This is a genomic window from Micromonospora sp. DH14, assembly GCF_029809455.1.
GTDB classification, from domain to species: Bacteria; Actinomycetota; Actinomycetes; order Mycobacteriales; family Micromonosporaceae; genus Micromonospora; species Micromonospora parva.
On sequence record NZ_JARVKT010000001.1, the window covers coordinates 83,931 to 100,989 of the forward strand.

At 71.5% G+C, this 17,059-nt stretch carries 20 protein-coding genes and 1 tRNA gene; 6 read left to right on the plus strand and 15 right to left on the minus strand.

Going from position 1 to position 17,059, the window contains the following annotated elements:
- Positions 1-211: 211 nt before the first annotated feature.
- Positions 212-1,603: a glycoside hydrolase family 43 protein gene (locus QCZ28_RS00420; protein WP_279514650.1), complete on the plus strand. Its 1,392-nt coding sequence runs from the start codon at positions 212-214 to the stop codon at positions 1,601-1,603.
- 507 nt (positions 1,604-2,110) lie between these two features.
- Here QCZ28_RS00420 and QCZ28_RS00425 read toward each other — a convergent pair.
- From QCZ28_RS00425 to QCZ28_RS00435, 3 genes are all read right to left on the minus strand, one after another.
- Positions 2,111-2,425, minus strand: coding sequence for a helix-turn-helix transcriptional regulator (locus tag QCZ28_RS00425; RefSeq protein ID WP_088642010.1), 315 nt, complete (start codon positions 2,423-2,425; stop codon positions 2,111-2,113).
- Complete coding sequence (locus QCZ28_RS00430) at positions 2,425-2,817, minus strand: type II toxin-antitoxin system RelE/ParE family toxin (RefSeq protein ID WP_279514651.1); 393 nt, start codon at positions 2,815-2,817, stop codon at positions 2,425-2,427. Before QCZ28_RS00430 ends, QCZ28_RS00425 begins: the two co-directional genes overlap by 1 nt.
- Positions 2,818-2,952: 135 nt before the next feature.
- Positions 2,953-3,024, minus strand: a tRNA-Lys gene (locus QCZ28_RS00435).
- Between the two features lie 157 nt (positions 3,025-3,181).
- Between QCZ28_RS00435 and QCZ28_RS00440 the strand changes: the two genes are divergently transcribed.
- The 3 genes from QCZ28_RS00440 to QCZ28_RS00450 all read left to right on the plus strand — a co-directional run bounded on the left by QCZ28_RS00440 (position 3,182) and on the right by QCZ28_RS00450 (position 5,930).
- Complete coding sequence (locus tag QCZ28_RS00440; protein WP_279514652.1) at positions 3,182-3,604, plus strand: PadR family transcriptional regulator; 423 nt, start codon at positions 3,182-3,184, stop codon at positions 3,602-3,604.
- Positions 3,601-4,650 (plus strand): GlsB/YeaQ/YmgE family stress response membrane protein, encoded by a 1,050-nt coding sequence (locus QCZ28_RS00445; RefSeq protein ID WP_279514653.1) that lies wholly within the window; start codon positions 3,601-3,603, stop codon positions 4,648-4,650. Before QCZ28_RS00440 ends, QCZ28_RS00445 begins: the two co-directional genes overlap by 4 nt.
- Positions 4,651-4,847: 197 nt before the next feature.
- Positions 4,848-5,930 (plus strand): NAD-dependent epimerase/dehydratase family protein, encoded by a 1,083-nt coding sequence (locus QCZ28_RS00450; RefSeq protein WP_279514654.1) that lies wholly within the window; start codon positions 4,848-4,850, stop codon positions 5,928-5,930.
- Positions 5,931-6,038: 108 nt separating this feature from the next.
- Here QCZ28_RS00450 and QCZ28_RS00455 read toward each other — a convergent pair whose 3' ends face one another.
- The 7 genes from QCZ28_RS00455 to QCZ28_RS00485 form a co-directional block, all read right to left on the minus strand.
- Positions 6,039-7,223 (minus strand): hypothetical protein, encoded by a 1,185-nt coding sequence (locus QCZ28_RS00455; RefSeq protein WP_279515271.1) that lies wholly within the window; start codon positions 7,221-7,223, stop codon positions 6,039-6,041.
- Between the two features lie 92 nt (positions 7,224-7,315).
- Positions 7,316-8,506 (minus strand): GNAT family N-acetyltransferase, encoded by a 1,191-nt coding sequence (locus tag QCZ28_RS00460; RefSeq protein WP_279514655.1) that lies wholly within the window; start codon positions 8,504-8,506, stop codon positions 7,316-7,318.
- A gap of 68 nt (positions 8,507-8,574) precedes the next feature.
- Positions 8,575-9,267 (minus strand): hypothetical protein, encoded by a 693-nt coding sequence (locus QCZ28_RS00465; RefSeq protein WP_279514656.1) that lies wholly within the window; start codon positions 9,265-9,267, stop codon positions 8,575-8,577.
- The gene (locus QCZ28_RS00470; RefSeq protein ID WP_279514657.1) at positions 9,264-10,109 is read right to left on the minus strand and encodes an ATP-binding cassette domain-containing protein; all 846 of its coding nucleotides are present in this window, start codon (positions 10,107-10,109) and stop codon (positions 9,264-9,266) included. The genes QCZ28_RS00465 and QCZ28_RS00470 overlap by 4 nt, the downstream gene beginning before the upstream one ends.
- Entirely contained in the window at positions 10,106-10,444 is a 339-nt protein-coding gene (locus tag QCZ28_RS00475; RefSeq protein ID WP_279514658.1) for a PadR family transcriptional regulator, read from the minus strand. The genes QCZ28_RS00470 and QCZ28_RS00475 overlap by 4 nt, the downstream gene beginning before the upstream one ends.
- A 103-nt stretch (positions 10,445-10,547) precedes the next feature.
- Positions 10,548-11,267, minus strand: coding sequence for a protein phosphatase 2C domain-containing protein (locus QCZ28_RS00480; protein ID WP_030332349.1), 720 nt, complete (start codon positions 11,265-11,267; stop codon positions 10,548-10,550).
- Positions 11,268-11,382: 115 nt separating this feature from the next.
- The gene (locus QCZ28_RS00485) at positions 11,383-11,943 is read right to left on the minus strand and encodes an XRE family transcriptional regulator (protein WP_279514659.1); all 561 of its coding nucleotides are present in this window, start codon (positions 11,941-11,943) and stop codon (positions 11,383-11,385) included.
- Between the two features lie 56 nt (positions 11,944-11,999).
- On the opposite strand from QCZ28_RS00485, the gene QCZ28_RS00490 reads away from it, so the two are divergent.
- Positions 12,000-13,286: a benzoate/H(+) symporter BenE family transporter gene (locus tag QCZ28_RS00490; protein ID WP_279514660.1), complete on the plus strand. Its 1,287-nt coding sequence runs from the start codon at positions 12,000-12,002 to the stop codon at positions 13,284-13,286.
- On the opposite strand, the gene QCZ28_RS00495 is transcribed toward QCZ28_RS00490, so the two are convergent.
- The 4 genes from QCZ28_RS00495 to QCZ28_RS00510 all read right to left on the minus strand — a co-directional run bounded on the left by QCZ28_RS00495 (position 13,199) and on the right by QCZ28_RS00510 (position 15,243).
- Positions 13,199-13,570 carry a hypothetical protein gene (locus tag QCZ28_RS00495; RefSeq protein WP_279514661.1) on the minus strand — a complete coding sequence of 124 codons (372 nt, stop codon included), beginning with the start codon at positions 13,568-13,570 and terminating at the stop codon, positions 13,199-13,201. The two genes, QCZ28_RS00490 and QCZ28_RS00495, sit on opposite strands and share 88 nt — an antisense overlap.
- Positions 13,571-13,691: 121 nt before the next feature.
- Complete coding sequence (locus QCZ28_RS00500; RefSeq protein ID WP_030332357.1) at positions 13,692-13,943, minus strand: hypothetical protein; 252 nt, start codon at positions 13,941-13,943, stop codon at positions 13,692-13,694.
- An 82-nt stretch (positions 13,944-14,025) separates the two neighbouring features.
- Positions 14,026-14,499, minus strand: a complete 474-nt coding sequence (gene mscL / locus QCZ28_RS00505) for a large conductance mechanosensitive channel protein MscL (protein WP_279514663.1) — start codon at positions 14,497-14,499, stop codon at positions 14,026-14,028.
- A gap of 39 nt (positions 14,500-14,538) precedes the next feature.
- Positions 14,539-15,243 carry a FadR/GntR family transcriptional regulator gene (locus QCZ28_RS00510; protein WP_279514664.1) on the minus strand — a complete coding sequence of 235 codons (705 nt, stop codon included), beginning with the start codon at positions 15,241-15,243 and terminating at the stop codon, positions 14,539-14,541.
- Between the two features lie 62 nt (positions 15,244-15,305).
- Between QCZ28_RS00510 and QCZ28_RS00515 the strand changes: the two genes are divergently transcribed.
- The gene (locus QCZ28_RS00515; RefSeq protein WP_279514665.1) at positions 15,306-16,586 is read left to right on the plus strand and encodes an MFS transporter; all 1,281 of its coding nucleotides are present in this window, start codon (positions 15,306-15,308) and stop codon (positions 16,584-16,586) included.
- A gap of 13 nt (positions 16,587-16,599) precedes the next feature.
- Here the strand turns inward: QCZ28_RS00515 and QCZ28_RS00520 are convergent, their stop codons facing one another.
- Positions 16,600-16,956: an STAS domain-containing protein gene (locus QCZ28_RS00520; RefSeq protein WP_279514666.1), complete on the minus strand. Its 357-nt coding sequence runs from the start codon at positions 16,954-16,956 to the stop codon at positions 16,600-16,602.
- Positions 16,957-17,059: the final 103 nt, after the last annotated feature.

Genomic DNA, 17,059 nt, shown 5'->3' on the forward strand with positions numbered 1-17,059 from the left:
TCACGTGCCACGACACGCTGTCCTTCATGTCCGGGTCGCGGCTTGGTCCACGACCTGGGCGGGCGGCGCCCCGAGCCCGGCGGCGCTGTCCGTTCTGCTCGACCAGAGCCCGTATGCCAGGGCCGTAACGCGGCGACGGGCCCGACACGAACACGGGCCACCTCTTTGCCCGAGTCCATCTCCGCGCCCTGCGACCAGAAAGCCAACAGCCATGACGATGACCCGACGGCAGTTCACTCTGGGGGCACTCGCCTCCACCGCACTCACCACGACCGGGCTCTCCCTCGGCGCGCGGCCGGCCCTGGCGGCCACCTACACGGCCTACGCGATGACCTACTTCACCGAGTCGCCGAGCTTCACCGGGGCCAACTACGGCCTGCACCTCGCCGTGAGCCGGGACGGCCTCAACTGGACCCCGCTGAACCAGAACAACCCGGTGGTCACCCCGACCGCCGGCGACCTCGGCCTGCGCGACCCGTACATCCACCGTAAGCAGGACGGCACGTTCGTGGTGGTCGCCACCGACCTGTACGGCACCAACTTTGGACGCAACAGCCAGTACCTGCACGTGTACGACTCGACGGACCTGACGAGCTTCACCGGGTATCGGCGGATCCAGATGCATACCTACAGCAACGTGCACACCTGGGCGCCGACGGTGTTCTGGGACGCCGGACGCGGCCAGTACGCCATCGTCTACTCCGCCAACACCAGCACGGACCTTTTCCTGGTCAACTACACCTCCGACTTCCGCACGGTGAGCGCGCCGCAGACCTACTTCAGCCCGGGCTTCCCCATCCTCGACGCGGACATCCGGGTCAGTGGCGGTGTCACGTACATGTTCTACAAGAACCTCGCGAACGGGAACCTGTACGGCGCTCGTTCCAGCACCGGCGCCCCCAACAGCTTCACCACCTACACCAGCGGCCTGCGGCAGGGCAACGCCATCGAGGGGTCGCACCTGGTCCCGCGCAACGACGGCGGCGCCTGGTGGCTGTGGGGCGACTCGTTCTCCCCGGTCAACAACGACATGTACCTCTGGTCGACCAGCAACGTCGGTGGCAACTCGTGGTCGGTCATGAACCAGCGCGACTACACGCCGCCGCTGAACTCCAAGCACGGCTCGATCACCGGCATCACCGACGCCGAGTACAACGCCGCGATCAGCCGCTGGGGCGCCCCGAACTGGGTCCGGCTGAAGTCCTCCAACCTGCCCGACTACTTCGTACGGCACTCCAACGGCGCGGTCCGCCTCGACCCCTACCCGTTCGACCCGTACCAGGACCAGATGTGGCGGATGGTTCCCGGCCTTGCCGACTCCGCCGCGGTGTCCTTCGAGTCGGTGAACCGCCCCGGCAACTACCTGCGGCACAGCGGCTACGTGGCACAGCTCGCCGCCAACGACAACACCTCGCTCTTCCGGGCCGACGCGACCTTCTACCGCACCGCCGGGCTGGCCGACAGCTCTTGGTCCTCGTTCCGCTCCTACAACTTCCCCGACCGTTACCTCCGGCACAGCAACAACGTGCTGCGCATCGACCCCCTCAACGCGAGCTCGTCGGCGGCGGACCGCCAGACCGCCACCTTCCGGGTCACGTCCTAGCAATACCGGCTGCGGCTCCCCCGTCGACGCGCAGACCCCGGCCCTGGCTGCGGTGGGTGAACCTCAGGCAGGAACGACCATCCGGGCGGTGACCGTGGCCCCACGGTCACCGCCCGCCCCGGGCATCCGGAAGCGCGGCGGCCGTGAACGCCTCCGCTGAGCTGGATCGAAACGATGCAGATCCTCCGGCACGCGCAGTTCGCCATCACCATGGAGATCTACACGGTGGTCTCCTCGGCGGCCACCAGCGACGCCCTCAAGCGGCTCGGCAGCGCGCTCGACCGCTGACTCGTGATTCGTTTACGTCATCAGGTCTGTAGGCGGCTACTGCTGTACTTCGTTGCTGTACCGGCCCGGATCACAAGAACAGCGGGCCCCATAGAGGGCCGCTGAGCTGGAACGGAGTGGGCCGGGCGTCCGACGATGCTCTGTGACCTCGACTTGCCGACCGGCGCGGTTCGCTAGAACGACTAGCCCGTCGTTCACGATGTCGGCTACTCGCGGAGGTCAGGCGATCTGCCGGAGGTCGCTGCCGTAGTCAAAGATGATCCGCATCCGGGCGCCCAGTGCTCGCGCGTACCGACTGAGGGTCGCCACCTCGTTGGCGTCCAGGTCGCCGTTCTCGATCTGGCTCACCCTGCCGGGTGTGACTCCCATCAGCTCGGCCACCTGCCGCTGGGTAAGACCGAGTCGCTTGCGCTCCTCGGCGAGGTGGAACGCGCCGACCCACGCCTCGGTGCGGGCACGTTCCGCATCGAGCGCGTCGTCGTCCCCATCGTGCAACTCGGCGCGGATGTCGTCCCAGTCATGGAAGTCGACCATCAACCTTCCCTCCGTTTTCTCTCGAAGGCGAGCCAACCCTCGTAGGCGACCTCGGCGATCGGGATCGCGTTCTCGTACCACCGCGTCCAGTCTCCGGCCTTGTTGCCAGCGACCAACAGCACCGCCTGCGACCAAGGGTCGAAGACGAACAGAAGCCGGATGGCGACGTCGCGGCCAGATCTCGGCCGCAACTCCTTGAGGTTGCTGATGCTCGAACCCCGGAGAGTGTCGACCAGCGGACGCCCCAGACCCGGACCGGTCTCGGCGAGCATGTCGATCGCCACGTTCACGGACCGGTACGTCTCAGGATCGGTCTGACGCAGGGCGCGTAACCAGTCACGGACATCGCCTGTCGTCCTGATCGCCCAGCGGTGGGCTGGCCCATTGGTCACCGGACAACTATAGCTCAGGCTATACACGCTCGGTAATGACCGCCGGCGCCACGGGCGAAACCCTTGCCTACCTGGCCATTCCTCAGGCATGCGAACCATGGAAGAGCAGGTCAAGAGTGAGATCACGTTATGCGGTGGGCCGCCAGGGACTCGAACCCTGAACCTATGGATTAAAAGTCCACAGCTCTGCCATTGAGCTAGCGGCCCGCGCGCTCAGGTTACCCGAACGTCTTCGCCCCGGCTGATGTCCGCCCCCGCTCTGGTTCAGCGATGTTGATCTAAGACCGGGGCGGCGTCGGTGTTGGAAGGAACGTCTGCACCACTTTGCCACCGGTATAGCTTCGTCACCGATATATTGAGGGCCATGGCCACACCCACGCCACTGCGGGAACCCACCTTCCTGATCCTCACCGCCCTCGCGCGGGAGTCCATGCACGGTTACGGCATCATCAGCGACGTCGCGGCCCTCTCCGGCGGGCGGCTGGCACTGCGGCCCGGCACCCTCTACGGCGCACTCGACCGCCTCACCGACGAAGGGCTGGTCGAGCGGGACCGCGAGGAGGTCGTCGAGGGACGGCTGCGCCGCTACTACCGGCTCACCGACGCGGGCCGGTCAGTGCTCACCGCCGAGACCGAACGTCTGCGCCGCAACGTCGAGGCCGCCGCCAAGCGGTTGGCTGTTCGACCTGCGGGCACCCGCACCGCTGGCGGCACCGCACGCGGCCCGTTCACCGTCCCCGGAACGGCGGCCCGCCCCATCCTTCGACCGACCGGAGGCCCGGCATGAACCAGCCCAACCCTGCCCCGGAGCAGGCCGGGTCGCCGCTGGAGTCCCGCTACCGGCGACTGCTCTGGGCCTACCCGGCTGACTACCAGGCCGAGCGGGGCGACGAGATCGTCGGGACGTACCTCGACACCGTCGAACCGGGTCGGCGCTGGCCATCCCCGCACGACGCCCTCGACCTGCTCGGCGCCGGAATTCGGGAGCGACTACGGGGGTACGGCGCCCTTGGGCTGGCCGTCGCTTTCCCGCTGGCCGCGACTGCCGCGCTGAGCACCCTCGCCGCGGTCGCCGCGTTCTTCCTCCTGCAGGTCGAGTTCGAAGATCCCCGCTTCGCCGGACTGGACCCGGTCGGCCCGTTCCAGACCCTCGGCGCCGTCATCTGGCTGGGCTGGCTGCTCGTCGGCCTCACCGCCACTGTGCTGCCCGGCTCCTGGACCCGAATCGCCGCAGCCTGCGGTCTCCTCCTGACCATCGCCGTGCCGCCCGTGGCCGCCCTCGCCGGACAACCCCGACCGCCGATGTTCGTGCTGGTCCCTGCCGTCGCGCTCGGCCTGGCCACGCTCGCACTGCCCGCCCATCCCGGCTGGGTCGCGCGTAGCCTGCCGCCGCTCACGGCCGGCGCTGTGGCGGCCGCGTCCGTGGCATTCAGCGCCGCCGAGAACGGCGGCAACATGTTCACGTCGTACGGCTCGACGCCCGAGCTGCTGGCGATGGCCGGGGGGTTGATGTTCATGCTGGTCCTGCTCGTCGGGCTCGGTCGCGCGCTGCGAGCCGACGACGCCGGCCTCTGGGCGGCCCTGCTGCTCGCCGCCCCGGCCGGCCTGTTCGGTGCCGACCAGCTCAGCCAAGGGATCTGGGGCAGCCGGGGAGGCGGACCGAGTTCGGCGGCCTACGCCACCACAACCGGGACGATCCTTCTTGTCGGTGCGGCGCTGCTGGCAGCGGCCCTCGCCGGCCAGGCCGCACGCCACCGGAGCGTACGTCGACAGGTGCTCGACAAGGCCTGCCCGACCTGCGGACACCGTTCGACCGCAACGACTGGGACCTGACGTCGCCGGATCGGCGACGCGGCGCTGGCCTCGCCCCTGATCGACTCGGCATTCAGGAAGTCGGGGTGTGCTGCGCGCGGTGATGCCCCGACTTTCAGGAAGCCGAGTCGATCAAGGGCGCGGGGCGAGGGCCGCGCGCTGCGAGGGGCGCTGCGGATGGGTGGTTGAGCTGCGGCTGGGCGGGTACGGGGTCGGGCATGCGGATCGTGGTGGTGGGGGCCAGTGGCAACGTCGGTACGGCGCTGCTGCGGCGGCTGCGCCGGGAGCGGGGCGTGGAGCTGGCCGGGGTCGTACGACGGTTGCCCGGCCCGGACGCCGGTGAGCCGTACGACCAGGTGGAGTGGCACTCCTGCGACATCGGCGCGCCGGGCGCGACCGGTCAGCTCGCCGAGGTGTTCGCGGGTGCGGACGCGGTGGTGCACCTGGCCTGGCAGATCCAGCCCAGCCACGACCAGCGGGTGCTGCGCCGGACCAACGTCGAGGGCAGCCGGGCGGTGATCGACGCGGTGGTCGGGGCGCGCGTGCCGGCCCTGGTGTACGCCTCGTCGGTCGGCACCTACGCGCCCGGCCCGAAGGACCACCCGATCAGTGAGCGGTGGCCAGCGACCGGTGTGCCCGGCTCGTCGTACAGCGAGCACAAGGCCGAGGTGGAGGCGCTGCTGGACCAGGTCGAGCGCGATCACCCGACGCTGCGGGTGGTGCGCATGCGACCTGGGTTGATCTTCCAGCGGGCGGCCGGTGCGGAGATCACGCGGTACTTCCTCGGCCCGCTGGCGCCGGTGCGGCTGTTGCGCTTCGGCCGGATCCCGCTGGTGCCGACCAACCGCCGGTTGCGGATGCAGGCGGTGCACGCCGATGACGTGGCTGATGCGTACGCCCGGGCGGTGTTGGGTGATGCGCGCGGTGCCTTCAACGTCGCCGCGGACCCGGTGCTCACTCCGGAGCTGGTGGCCCGGCACTTCCACGGTTGGACGGTGCCGGTCGCCGCGCCGGTGCTGCGGGCGGCGGCCGCGCTGACCTGGCGGGCGCGGCTGCAACCGGTCGACGCGGGCTGGGTGGAGCTGGGTCTGAACGCCCCGTTGATGTCCAGCGAGCGCGCGGAGACCGAGCTGGGCTGGCAGCCCAAGGTCAGTGCGCTGACGGCGCTCAGGGAACTCTTCGCCGGCATGGCCGACGGCGACCACACGGCGAGCCCACCGATGTCCGGCGCCCGGGACCTGCCCGGCCGACCCGCCGCCCTCCTGCGCTCCCGTCCTCCAGGCCAGGGGAACCCCTACTGACCCCCACCCCGGTGTGTTGATCAAGACGTTTCGTCAACAATCGCCGCCCCGGGAACCGAAATCTCTTGATCACCGGCGGTGCAGGCGCGGGCCGGCAGGGGGTTCGGGTCAGGAGAGCTTGGAGGCTGTCACTGTGGGGTTGCGGGCGCCCAGGAAGAAGATGCCGGGGAAGCCGCGGGTCTCGAACGTGGCGCTGGGGTTGCGGCGCAGCGTCGAGTTTTCGATCCTCATCGTGCCGGTGCGGTTGTTGCTCACGAAGAAGACCGCGCCGCCGCCCTCGTTGGCCTTGTTGTTCTCGATGATGGTGCCGGCGATCCGTACGGTGAACTCGTTGCCGTCGCAGTAGATCGCGCCGCCGCTGCCGCCGCCGGGCGTGCCGGACTTCGCCGGGTTGGCACCGTTGCCGATCGCCTCGTTGTTCCTCAGCAGACTGTTCAGCACCACCCACGACACGCCGATGCTGCTCAGCGCCCCTCCGTTGGAGCAGGAACCGCCGTCGAAGGTGCTGCCCACCACGTACACCGGCTTGTTCTCGTACTGGCTCAGCACCCGCACGGCCGCGCCACCCAGATCCGGGCCGGTCCGGTCGCAGCGGTTGCGGACGAAGCGCGAGTTGACCACCTTCAGCCGCCCGCCTCGTACGAAGATCGCCCCACCGCCGCCGCCCTCGGCCTTCTCGCCCGTGGAGTTGCCGTCGGCAAAGGTCAGGTTCTGCACGGTGAGCTGCGGGTGATCCTGGTTCTGGCAGTGCGAGGTGGTGAAGCCCTGGGCCTGGTCGCAGGTGTTCAGGTAGAGGATCCGGCGCTGCCCCTGGCCGCTCAACGTGACAGTGCCGCCGCCGTCCAGCACGACCTTCGGCCCGTTGGCGTTGCGGACCTTCGCGGTGGCGGTCATCTTGATGGTCACCGGGGCCGGTCCACAGTTGAACGTGATGACACCGCCGGCCGCCACCGCCTTCACCACCGCCGCCGAGGTGCAGCTCGCCGCGGTGCCGGTGCCGATGGTCCGGGTCGGCTTCGAGGTGTCCACCGCCCGGGCCTCGGCCGGTACGGTGGCCCTGCCGTTCGGGTTGCCGGCCGTGAGCACCTTGTTGGCGGGCTTCGGGCTCGCGCTGGCCCCGGGGCCTCCGAGGCCGTCCCGAGCCTGCGGCGCTGCGCTCTGACCCCCGGTCGGTGCTGCGGTCGACGAAGCGGTCGAGCCGGCCTCGAAGGCGGGGCCCGGGTCGTCGGGTGCACAGCCGGGCAGGGTCGCGGCGGCGATACCGAGGACGAGGAGAGCGGCAAGCGACGTCATGCGCACCAGGTGATGCTAGGAGCCGCGACCGCGCCGTGACGAATCCGCCGAGCCGGCTTAATGCACTGCTAAGACGCCATCCCGAGCAGGGCTCAGAAGTCGGCGAAGAGGTACGGCACCCGGCGGGGGAACAGGCCGCGCAGCTCCACTGCGGCGTCCCCCGGCACCTCACCCAGACCGCGCAGCGGCAGCTCGGCCGGGTCCAGCACCCCGTACGCGAGGGCGGAGAGCCCGGCGGCGGTGAGCGTGGCGGTCGGCGCGCGGCCGGTGCTGTCGTCGACCAGCTCCAGCGCGCCGGTCGTGCCGTCGAGCAGGTGGGTGCCGGCCAGCCAGCGGTCCCCGGTCAGCTCGACCCGGACCCGGCCCGGCCCGGCGGGCAGCCCGCGCAACGCGTCAAGCAACAGCAGCCGGGCCATCGGCGCGGACGCGCCCGGCACGACCGTGCGGGCCTCGACGTGCACGTCCAGGTCGGTCAGCCACAGTTCGGGCAACTCGTCGGGCGGCACCTGGACGGTGACCCGTTCGATCTGGTCCACGTGCCGGGCGAAGAACTGCAGCAGCAGCGCCCGCGCGAGCGGATCGGTGACCAGCAGTTCGTTGCCGTGCAGCGTGCCACCGTGTTCGTCGATCCGGTACGTCACCGCGCCGGTGACCTCCCCGGCCACCCGGGCGGTGAGCAGCCAGTATTCGTCACGGTCGCGCATCCCGACCGCCCGGTAGTCCGGGAAGATCGCGAAGCCGTGCCGTTCCCGGAGGTTGCGTTCGGTGAACGCCCGCCACGCGGGATATCCGGCGGCGATGCGTTCCCAGCTCACCTCGCCGGGCAGGTCCACCCGGAGCAGCGAGCCCAGGTTGGCCGGGGCGAAGGTGACCCGGCGGGGCTTGGGTAGCCCGACGTAGCCGAACCGGGCGTAGAAGCTGGGCCGGAACGGATAGAGCGCGCTGAGCGGATGACCCTCGTCGCGCATCTCGTCGAGGAGCTGGTGCAGCAACGTCCGGACGTGTCCCTGCCGGCGGGCCAACGGATGGGTCGCCACCCCGGCGACCCCGGCCATGGGCAGCACCACCCCGCGCAGGTTCTGCCGCATCGGAATGGCCGAGACGGCGGCCAACGTGGTGCCGTCCTCCTCGGCGATGAGCGTCCGGTTGCCCTGGTTGTAGGGCAGGTAGTCGCGGAACTCGGCCGTCCGGGCAGCGCTCAGTGGCGAGGACTCGAAGGCGTATGCGGCCAGCGGGAAGCTGGTGGTGAGACGGTCGTCATCGGTCACCCGGCGGATGGTCATTCGCCCATCTCAACCCGCCGCGCGAATCGCAGCAACCGGATTGGCCCGATCCGCGCGCCGTGCGACGGTCACCCGACCGGCAGGTGCCGCAGGTGCCGGCGGCGGCGCAGGCGGACGCTGGCCACCGTGGCCACGCCAACTGCCAACAGCGCGGTGACGACGAGCCCGTGCAGCAACCCCCGGGAGAGGTAGCCCTGGTCGGTGTTGTCGACAGTCCAGGTGGCGATCTCCCGACTCGACCAGAACGGCGTCAACCTCGCCCCCGACCCGGCCGGGTCGATCAGCATCTGCACCGTCACCACGGTGAGCAGCAGCAGCGTGCCCTCCAACTCGCGGGGCAGCAGCGCACCGATCAACATCCCGAACGGCGCGGCCACCGCGACGGAACAGAGCATCGCCGCCGCCAGGCCGCCGTACCGCAGGTCCGCGCCGTCGATCATCGGCAGCAGGAAGAACGGCACGGAGATGACCAACCCCACCGTCCACAGGCCGAGCATCCGTCCGAGATAGAGGTGGTGTGGACGGTAGCCGGCCAGCCGCAGCCTCGGTTCCAGCTCGCGAGCCGCGGTGGTGGCGAACAGCGCGGCGGTGCTCACCGCCCAGCCCACGCCGAGCAGCAGCGAGCGAACCGACTGCCCGAGGTAGCCGTCCCGCCTGATCAGGTAGAAGGTCAACGGCATCAACAGCAACAGCAGGAGTACGCCCCGACGCCGCAGCAGCTCCCGCAGTGTCATCTCGGCGACGGTGACGAGGCGGTTCACGGGCGACCTCCCTGAATGCCGGGCGCGTGCCACCCGGTCTCCCGCGCCGGGGTCAGGTCGAGCACGATGTCCACCCGGTCGAGTTGGTTGAGCAGGTGGGTCACCACGACGATGGCGGTGCCGGTGTCGCGCAACCTGCTGAGCTGGTCCCAGAAGTTGACGTACGTGCCCTGGTCGAAGCCCTGGTACGGCTCGTCGAGCAGCAGCACGTCGGGCGCGCTGAGCGTGGACATGGTCAGGTTGAGCTTCTGCCGGGTGCCGCCGGACAGGTGGCGGGCCTGCACGTCCCCGCCCGCTTCCCAACCGAGCTGCCGGGCAGCCGCCCGACCGGCGCGGCGGGCCGGGCCACGGGCCACGCCCTGACCGGCGCCGACGAGCACGAAGTGTTCGTCGGCGAGCAGGAAGTCGGCGGTGCCGCCGGACTGCGGGCAGTAGCCGAGCCGCCCGGAGACGGTGACCTCACCGGCGTCCGGTGACATCAGGCCGGCGCAGATCCGGAGGAAGGTGCTCTTGCCGCAGCCGTTCGCGCCGATGACGGCGGCGATCTGTCCGGCCCGGACCGTCAGTGTGGCGTCGCGCAGCACGCTCCGCCGTCCGTACCTCTTGGTGATGCCGGCGGCGTGCAGCCGGACCGGCCCGGGGCGCGGTCCGGGCGCGGTGCCGATGCTCTCCACGACGGCGCCCGCGTACTGCTGGGGAGGGCCGAAGACGACCCAGGGGTCGCCGCCTCCCTCGCGCAGGTGCGTGGCGGCCTCGGCGACCACGTGCCGCGCGGCGTCCGCCGCGACCCGCCGCTGGTGCAGCTCGGCCGTGAGCGTACGCAGCCAATCGTCGGCGTTCACCGGGTGACCCCCTTCGTGACGATGTCGTTCACCGGCCGGACGAAGGTGAGCCAGGCGCTGCCGCCGGCGCGGAGCGCCGCGTACCCGTCGTCGGTGAGCCGGTAGTACTTGCGGGCCGGCCCGGCGTTGCCCTCCCGCCACTGCGCGGTCACCAGGCCGGTCTTCTGCAGGCGCAGCAGCACGGGATAGAGCGTGCCGCCCTGGATCGGCCCGACGCCCGCCGTGTCGAGCGCCTGGGCGAGCTGGTAGCCGTAGGACTCGCCTTCGGACAGCAGGGCCAGGACGCAGATGTCGAGCACCCCCCGCAGCCACTGCCCGCGCCGGTCGGAATCCACTCGGTGGACAGTAGCGGCGCAAGCTAGATGGCACAACCACCTACTATTGCCGACGGCCCCCGGACGGCCGGCCCGGAGCCGGCCGCCGGGTGAGCCGTACGGGTCAGCGGGTGACGACGTCCGAGACCACGACCGTGACGTTGTCCGGTGCGCCGGCGTGGTGGGCCAGCTTCACCAACTGCTCGCCGCACTGCTGGCGGTCGGCGTACATGCCCAGGGCCGCCGCGATGGCCTCGTCCTCGACGTAGTCGGAGAGCCCGTCGCTGCACAGCAGCAGCCGGTCGCCGGGGACCACGGTGAGCACACCGACAGCGGGCGGGGTGTCGGCGCCCTGCACGGCCCGGGTCACCAGGGACCGCTGCGGGTGGTGGCGGGCCTGCTCGGGCGAGAGGGTGCCCTGATCGACCAGTGCCTGCACGAACGTGTCGTCCCGGGTGAGCTGGGTCAGCTCCCCGTCGCGCAGCAGGTAGCAGCGGGAGTCGCCCACCTGGGCCAGCACCAGCGTCTCCCCGGCCAGCAGCGCTGCGGTGAGCGTCGTCCCCATGCCGTCCCGGCTCGGGTCGACGGTGATCGCGGCGTGGATGCGCTGGTTGGCGGTGCTGACCACGGCACGCAGGGCGTCGGCGGCGCCGTCGGGGTCGGTCGGCGGAGCCAGCTCGTCCAGGATCCGGATCACGATCTCGCTCGCCACCTCGCCCGCAGGCAGCCCGCCCATGCCGTCGGCGACGGCGATCAGGCGGTCACCGGCGAGGGCGGAGTCCTCGTTGTTGGTGCGCACCAAGCCGATGTCGTTGAGGATGACCGAGCGGAGGATCAGCGTCATGGGGTCAAGCTTGCCAAGAACAACCCGCATTCGTCTCTACGCCTCCTACCTAGGTCGAGAAATGATTGCGATTTTCGTCGGCGGCCCCGACGGTGCGTGACCGGTCGGCCCGCCCTCAGCGGCGCGGATAGCGCAGGAGCAGGCTGGCGGCGACCTCCTCGTCACCCACCGCCGCGTAGCTGTGCGGCACGTCCGACACCCAGCGCAGATGACCGCCGGCCGGGGCGGTCAGCGGTGCGTCGGCCGGCCCGGCGCGCAGCACCCCGGCGAAGATGGTGACGTGCTCGGTGACCCCGGACGCGTGGGCGGGGGAGAGTTGGGTGACGCCCGGCGCGACGTGCATCCGGTACAGCTCGTAGGTCGCGTCGGTGTCGTCGAACACCTCCAGCAGGGTGGCGGTGACCGCCGTGCCGTGCACGACCGGCCCGGCGGCCGGCTCGGTCAGCAGGGCGGTGAACGGTACGCCGAGCTGCGCGGTGACCGCCCAGAGCGTCTCCAGGGTGGGGTTGCGGGTGCCGTTCTCCAGGCCGGAGAGGGTGGCCTTTCCGACACCGGCGAGCCGGGCGAGTGTGGACAGTGAGATCCCCCGCTCCTCGCGCAGGGCGCGGACCCGGCGTCCGACGACGGCGGGATCCACGTCGAGGCCCGGACGCGGGGCTGGTGGTGGGTGTGGCATCCGGCTATGGTGCTACACGCTGCCGTTCCGTAAACGGAACAGTCGGGAGGGTTGGAGTGGCGGGACCCGTACAACCGGTGCTGGCCGGGGTGGTGACCGCGCTGGTGGGCTTCGCCAGCTCGTTCACCGTCGTGCTGGCCGGGCTCCGAGCGGCTGGCGCGTCGGACGCGCAGGCCGCTTCCGGCCTGCTCGCGCTCTGCGTGGCGAGCGGCCTCGCCGCGGCCTGGCTGGGCTGGCGGTACCGGATACCGATGAGCGCCGCCTGGTCCACTCCGGGCGCGGCGCTGCTGGTGGCGACCGGGCCGCCACCGGGCGGATGGCGGGTGGCGGTGGGCGCCTTCCTCGTCTCCGGCGTGCTGATCGTCGCCGCCGGACTGTTCCCGCCACTCGGTCGGGCGGTGGCCGCCATCCCCAAGCCGGTGGCCGGCGCGATGCTCGCCGGGGTGCTGCTGCCGCTGTGCACAGCCCCGGTCCGCGCGCTCGTCGAGCTGCCGGTGGTGGCCGGGCCGGTAGTGGTCGCCTGGCTGGTGCTGCACCGGTTCGCCCGCCGCTGGGCGGTGCCCGGTGCGCTGGTGGTGGCGGTGGCGGCGATCGCGCTCACCGCACCGCCGGCCGGTCTGACCGGTGCCGCGCTGATCCCGTCGGTCACCCTGACCGCGCCGGCCTGGAACGCGTCCGCCCTGGTCGGGGTGGCCCTGCCGCTGTTCCTGGTCACCATGGCCGCGCAGAACGTACCCGGCATGGCGGTGCTGGTCGGCTACGGCTACCGGCCGCCGTTCGGCGCCGCGCTACGCACCACCGGCCTGGCCAGCCTGCTCGCCGCCCCGGCCGGCGGACACGCGGTGAACCTCGCGGCGATCACCGCAGCACTGGCCGCCGGCCCCGACGCGCACCCCGACCCGGAGCGCCGGTGGATCGCCTCGGTCACCGCCGGCGCCGGCCTGGCAGTGCTCGGCCTGGGCGCCGGGGTGGCCACCACGCTTGTCGCCGTCGCCCCACCGATCCTCATCGAGGCGGTCGCCGGGCTGGCGCTGCTGGGCGCCCTCGCCACCGCGCTCGCCTCGGCGGTGACCGACCCGGCGACCCGCGAGGCCGCCGTGGTCACCTTCGTGGTGACCGCGTCCGGGGTGACGCTGATCGGCGTGGGCGGCGCGTTCTGGGGCCTGGTCGCGGGCTGCCTGATGCTGCTGCTCTTCCAACGCCGCCCAGCCGCCCCGCCGGTCGAGGCCACCCCCGCCGAGCCGGGGCCGTCGGGCTACTCCTCGGACGGCAGGTCGGCCACCCCGACGGCCAGGAGGACCCGGCCGTCGGCCACCGAGCCGATCCGGTCGGCCGGTACGTAGACCGCGCCGGTGCGGGTCAGCTCGGTCGAGACCTTCAGGTAGCCGCTGTGCAGCAGCCGCGCCGCCAGATCGGCCGGCACGTCCGGCTCCTCGACCGCGGTCGCCTCGATCAGCTCGTCCAGGCTGCTGCCCGGGTCGGCGGTCGGTGTCTGGACGGTCACCGCGTTCGGGTCGCCCCGCTGGACGAGGTCCACGGTTCCGACCTCGGTGCCGGCTGAGTCGACCACCGGCATCCCGGTGGTGATCCGTGAAATGGTCGCCTGCTGCTCGTCCTGCTGGTCCATCCCGCTGCGGTTCCCAGGGCGGTACGCCGCTAAACGCCGCCGGCCCGGAGGTGACAGATGCGGAGGCGGCCCGCGCAAGGTCGCGGGCGACGGGCCGCCACGCCAGCGACACGCAGCCCGCTCAGGTGTTCGGGAGGGTCCAGCCGCCGGGCGGGCGGGGAGACAGCTCGCGCCAGGTGTCCGGGCCGTCGAGCAGTGCCCGGACGGTGTCCTCGGCCTCGTCCGCACTGCCGTACTCGTAGAAACGGGAGATGCCCTCGGCGCCACCGGCGCGCTGCTCGACATGCCATCGGTCGGCGTCCACCCGCAGGAAGACGTCCCGCCGGGCCAGTCGCCCCCACTTCCCGTTCCACCAGTGCTTTCGCTGCTCCATGGCGGGACTCTATCGAACACACGTACGAGAAGGTGCGGCCCCTGCGGGAATCCCACAGGGGCCGATGTGCATCCGTTCGGCGTCAGCGCTGCGTCGGCGGCTCGGGACGGCGGCCCAGCACGTCGTCCAGCGCCCCGCGCTGCTGGCCGGGGGTGGTGTGACCGGCGGAGACCAGGGCGTCCCGGATCTCGGTGAGCAGCTTGACCTCCTCGCTCGGCGCCGAGGGCGGCGGCTCCTCGCCCCGCTTGCGCCGCTCGGCCAGCCGGTTCATCGGGTAGACGACCAGGAAGTACAGCGCCAGCGCGGTCAAACCGAAAGTGATCACGGCGTTGATGAAGCTCACCCAGTCGAACTTGACACCCTCGATATCCCAGGCGGTGCCTTCGATGCCCTTGTCGCTGCCCGTGATCAGCACGCTGATCAAGGCGATCAACGGCTTGAGGAAGGAGGTGGTGAGCTGGGTGACCACGCCCGTGAACGCGGCGCCGATGACGACACCGACCGCCAGGTCGACGACGTTGCCGCGCATGATGAAGTCTTTGAAACCCTTGAGCATCCGTACTCCCGAGGTGTCCGCTTTTCTGTCGGGCACAACCTATGCCCGTACGGCGGGTTCCAGAAAAGCGCCGGCTTCGAGCGCCGCCCGGCCGGGATCGCCGACCCGGATCGCCTCGACCAGCCGGGTGTGGTCGACGTAGCGCTCGGGGGTGAGCGCCCCACCCATGGCCTGGGTGACGGTGCTGCGCAGGGCGGTGCCCACCGAGGCGTACAGCTCGGCGAGCATCGCGTTGTGCGCGGCGGCGACCACCGCCGTGTGCAGCGCCGCGTCGGCCTCGACGAACGCGTCGACCTGGCCACCGTGCCAGGCGGCCTCGCGCTGGGCGAGCGCGCCGTCGAGCGCCGCCAGGTCCTCGGGGGTACGCCTCAGCGCGGCGAGCCGGGCGGCCTCCACCTCGAAGGCGCGGCGTACCTCCACGACCTCGGTCATCCGGTCGTCGCCGAGCCGGCGGGCGACCACGGGGGCCAGTTCGTCGGTGGACACCACGTAGGTGCCGGAGCCCTGCCGGCATTCGAGCACCCCGGCGTGCACCAGGGCGCGGACCGCCTCGCGGACCGTGTTGCGCCCGACACCCAGCGCGGCGACCAGTTGGGGCTCGGTGGGGATGCGCGCGCCGACGGGCCACTCGCCGCCGAGGATCCGGGCGCGGAGTTGCTCGGTGGTCTGCCGGACCCGATGGCCGCGCGGCGGGACGGGCGGCTGGCCGTGGGGCGGCGCGGGCGGCGCGGAGGGGAATTCCACAGACGGTGGCACTGGTTACATCACCGGTCCCAAATTCATCCCATGATTGTAGGTTAGCGGTCATGACCCCGCCACCAACCGCCGCTCCGGCGCTGCCCGCCCCCGCCACCGCCGACCCCCGCCCGACGCGGGACCCCGGTGCCGGGCGGCGGACGCACCCGGCGACCGGTGGCGCGCTGGTGCTGGTCGGAATGCTGCTGGTGGCGCTCAACCTGCGGGCCGTGGTGACGAGCCTCGGCGCGCTGCTCGACGAGGTCCGCGACGGGCTGGGCCTCTCCGGCGCCACCGCCGGTCTGGTCACCACCCTGCCCACCATCGCGTTCGCCGGCCTCGGCGCGCTCACCCCGTGGCTGGTCCGCCGGGTGGCACCGGCCCGGGTGCTGGTGGTCGCCATGCTCGCCCTCGCCGTCGGCCAGGTGCTCCGGGTGGTCACCGACTCGGCCTTGATCTTCGTGCTCACCAGCGCGCTGGCGCTGTCCGGCATCGCGGTCGCCAACATCCTGCTGCCGATGCTCGTCAAGCAGCACTTCCCGCACCGCACCGGCCTGGTCACCGGGGCGTACACGATGGCGTTGACGGTGGGCACCACGGTGGCCGCCGCCTCCTCGGTGCCGATCGCGCACGCCTTCGGGTCGTGGCGGGCCGGGCTCGGCGTCTGGGCCGCGATGGCCGCGGTGGCCGTACTCCCGTGGGTGCCGCTGGCGCTGCGGACCCGCGCCGCGGCACGGCGGGCGACGCCGACGGCGGCCGTCGCCACACCCACCCGGGTCCGGCCGGCGCGGACCCGGCTCGGCTGGGCGATGGCCGTCTACTTTGGGGCGCAGTCGCTCAGCGGGTACGCGATCATGGGCTGGCTGGCCCAACTGTTCCGCGACGCCGGCTACCAGCCGGAGTCGGCCGGGCTGCTGCTCGCCGGGGTGACCGCGCTCGGCGTGCCGATCGCGCTGCTGATGCCCACCCTGGCCGGCCGGCTGGGCAGCCTGCGTCCGCTGGTGCTCGGGCTGACCACCGCGTCGACGCTGGCCTACCTGGGGTTGGCCCTCGCACCGCACGGTGCCGCGCTGCTCTGGGTCGCCCTGCTGGCGATCGGTCAGGGCGCGTTCCCGATGATCCTGACCGCCATCGGCCTGCGCGCCCGCACCGCCGAGGGCACCGTCGCGCTCTCCGCGTTCGCGCAGAGCACCGGCTACGTGATCGCCGCCCTCGGCCCGCTGATGGTCGGCATCCTCTACGAGGCCACCGGTGGTTGGACCGCGCCGATCGGGTTCCTGCTGGGCGCCCTCGCCGTGCAGACGGCGGCGGGCATGGCGATCGCTCGTCCCCGTTACGTCGAGGACGAGTGACGAGCCGCAGCGGTCAGGAGGAAGCCGGCGTCGATTCGCCGGCGACTGCCTCATCCACCGTCGGATAGGTGTGCAGCACCTCGACCAGACCGCTCACCTCGAGGATGCGCAGCACACCCCGCTGCGGGGCGGCCAGCCGGACCACGCCGCCAGCCTCGTCGCAGCTGTTCTTCGCGCGGACGAAGACCGACAGACCGGTCGAGTCGCAGAACGAGACGTCCGACAGGTCGAACACCAGCCGGTTGCGGCCCTTGTCGAGCAGGTCGGTGATCTGGTCCTGCAGCTGCGGTGCGGTGGCCATGTCCAGCTCGCCAGCGACCGCCACGACGACCACGTCGCCGCGTTGTTCCGTGTGCACCGTCAACGACATTCGCCAGACCTCCTGTTATCGGGGGAACGGTATCCCACGACCACCCTCGGAGGTAGAACGGGAGCCGTGATCCGGTGGCCATCGTCATTCCGTTGCTACGGGG

Excerpts from the sequence above, each read along its gene's own strand:
- QCZ28_RS00420 (WP_279514650.1), top strand. The coding sequence starts at position 212 with ATGACGATGACCCGACGGCAGTTCACTCTGGGGGCACTCGCCTCCACC.
- QCZ28_RS00425 (WP_088642010.1), bottom strand. The coding sequence starts at position 2,425 with ATGGTCGACTTCCATGACTGGGACGACATCCGCGCCGAGTTGCACGAT.
- QCZ28_RS00440 (WP_279514652.1), top strand. The coding sequence starts at position 3,182 with ATGGCCACACCCACGCCACTGCGGGAACCCACCTTCCTGATCCTCACC.
- QCZ28_RS00445 (WP_279514653.1), top strand. The coding sequence starts at position 3,601 with ATGAACCAGCCCAACCCTGCCCCGGAGCAGGCCGGGTCGCCGCTGGAG.
- QCZ28_RS00450 (WP_279514654.1), top strand. The coding sequence starts at position 4,848 with ATGCGGATCGTGGTGGTGGGGGCCAGTGGCAACGTCGGTACGGCGCTG.
- QCZ28_RS00455 (WP_279515271.1), bottom strand. The coding sequence starts at position 7,223 with ATGACGTCGCTTGCCGCTCTCCTCGTCCTCGGTATCGCCGCCGCGACC.
- QCZ28_RS00460 (WP_279514655.1), bottom strand. The coding sequence starts at position 8,506 with ATGACCATCCGCCGGGTGACCGATGACGACCGTCTCACCACCAGCTTC.
- QCZ28_RS00480 (WP_030332349.1), bottom strand. The coding sequence starts at position 11,267 with ATGACGCTGATCCTCCGCTCGGTCATCCTCAACGACATCGGCTTGGTG.
- QCZ28_RS00485 (WP_279514659.1), bottom strand. The coding sequence starts at position 11,943 with ATGCCACACCCACCACCAGCCCCGCGTCCGGGCCTCGACGTGGATCCC.
- QCZ28_RS00495 (WP_279514661.1), bottom strand. The coding sequence starts at position 13,570 with ATGGACCAGCAGGACGAGCAGCAGGCGACCATTTCACGGATCACCACC.
- QCZ28_RS00500 (WP_030332357.1), bottom strand. The coding sequence starts at position 13,943 with ATGGAGCAGCGAAAGCACTGGTGGAACGGGAAGTGGGGGCGACTGGCC.
- mscL (WP_279514663.1), bottom strand. The coding sequence starts at position 14,499 with ATGCTCAAGGGTTTCAAAGACTTCATCATGCGCGGCAACGTCGTCGAC.
- QCZ28_RS00515 (WP_279514665.1), top strand. The coding sequence starts at position 15,306 with ATGACCCCGCCACCAACCGCCGCTCCGGCGCTGCCCGCCCCCGCCACC.
- QCZ28_RS00520 (WP_279514666.1), bottom strand. The coding sequence starts at position 16,956 with ATGTCGTTGACGGTGCACACGGAACAACGCGGCGACGTGGTCGTCGTG.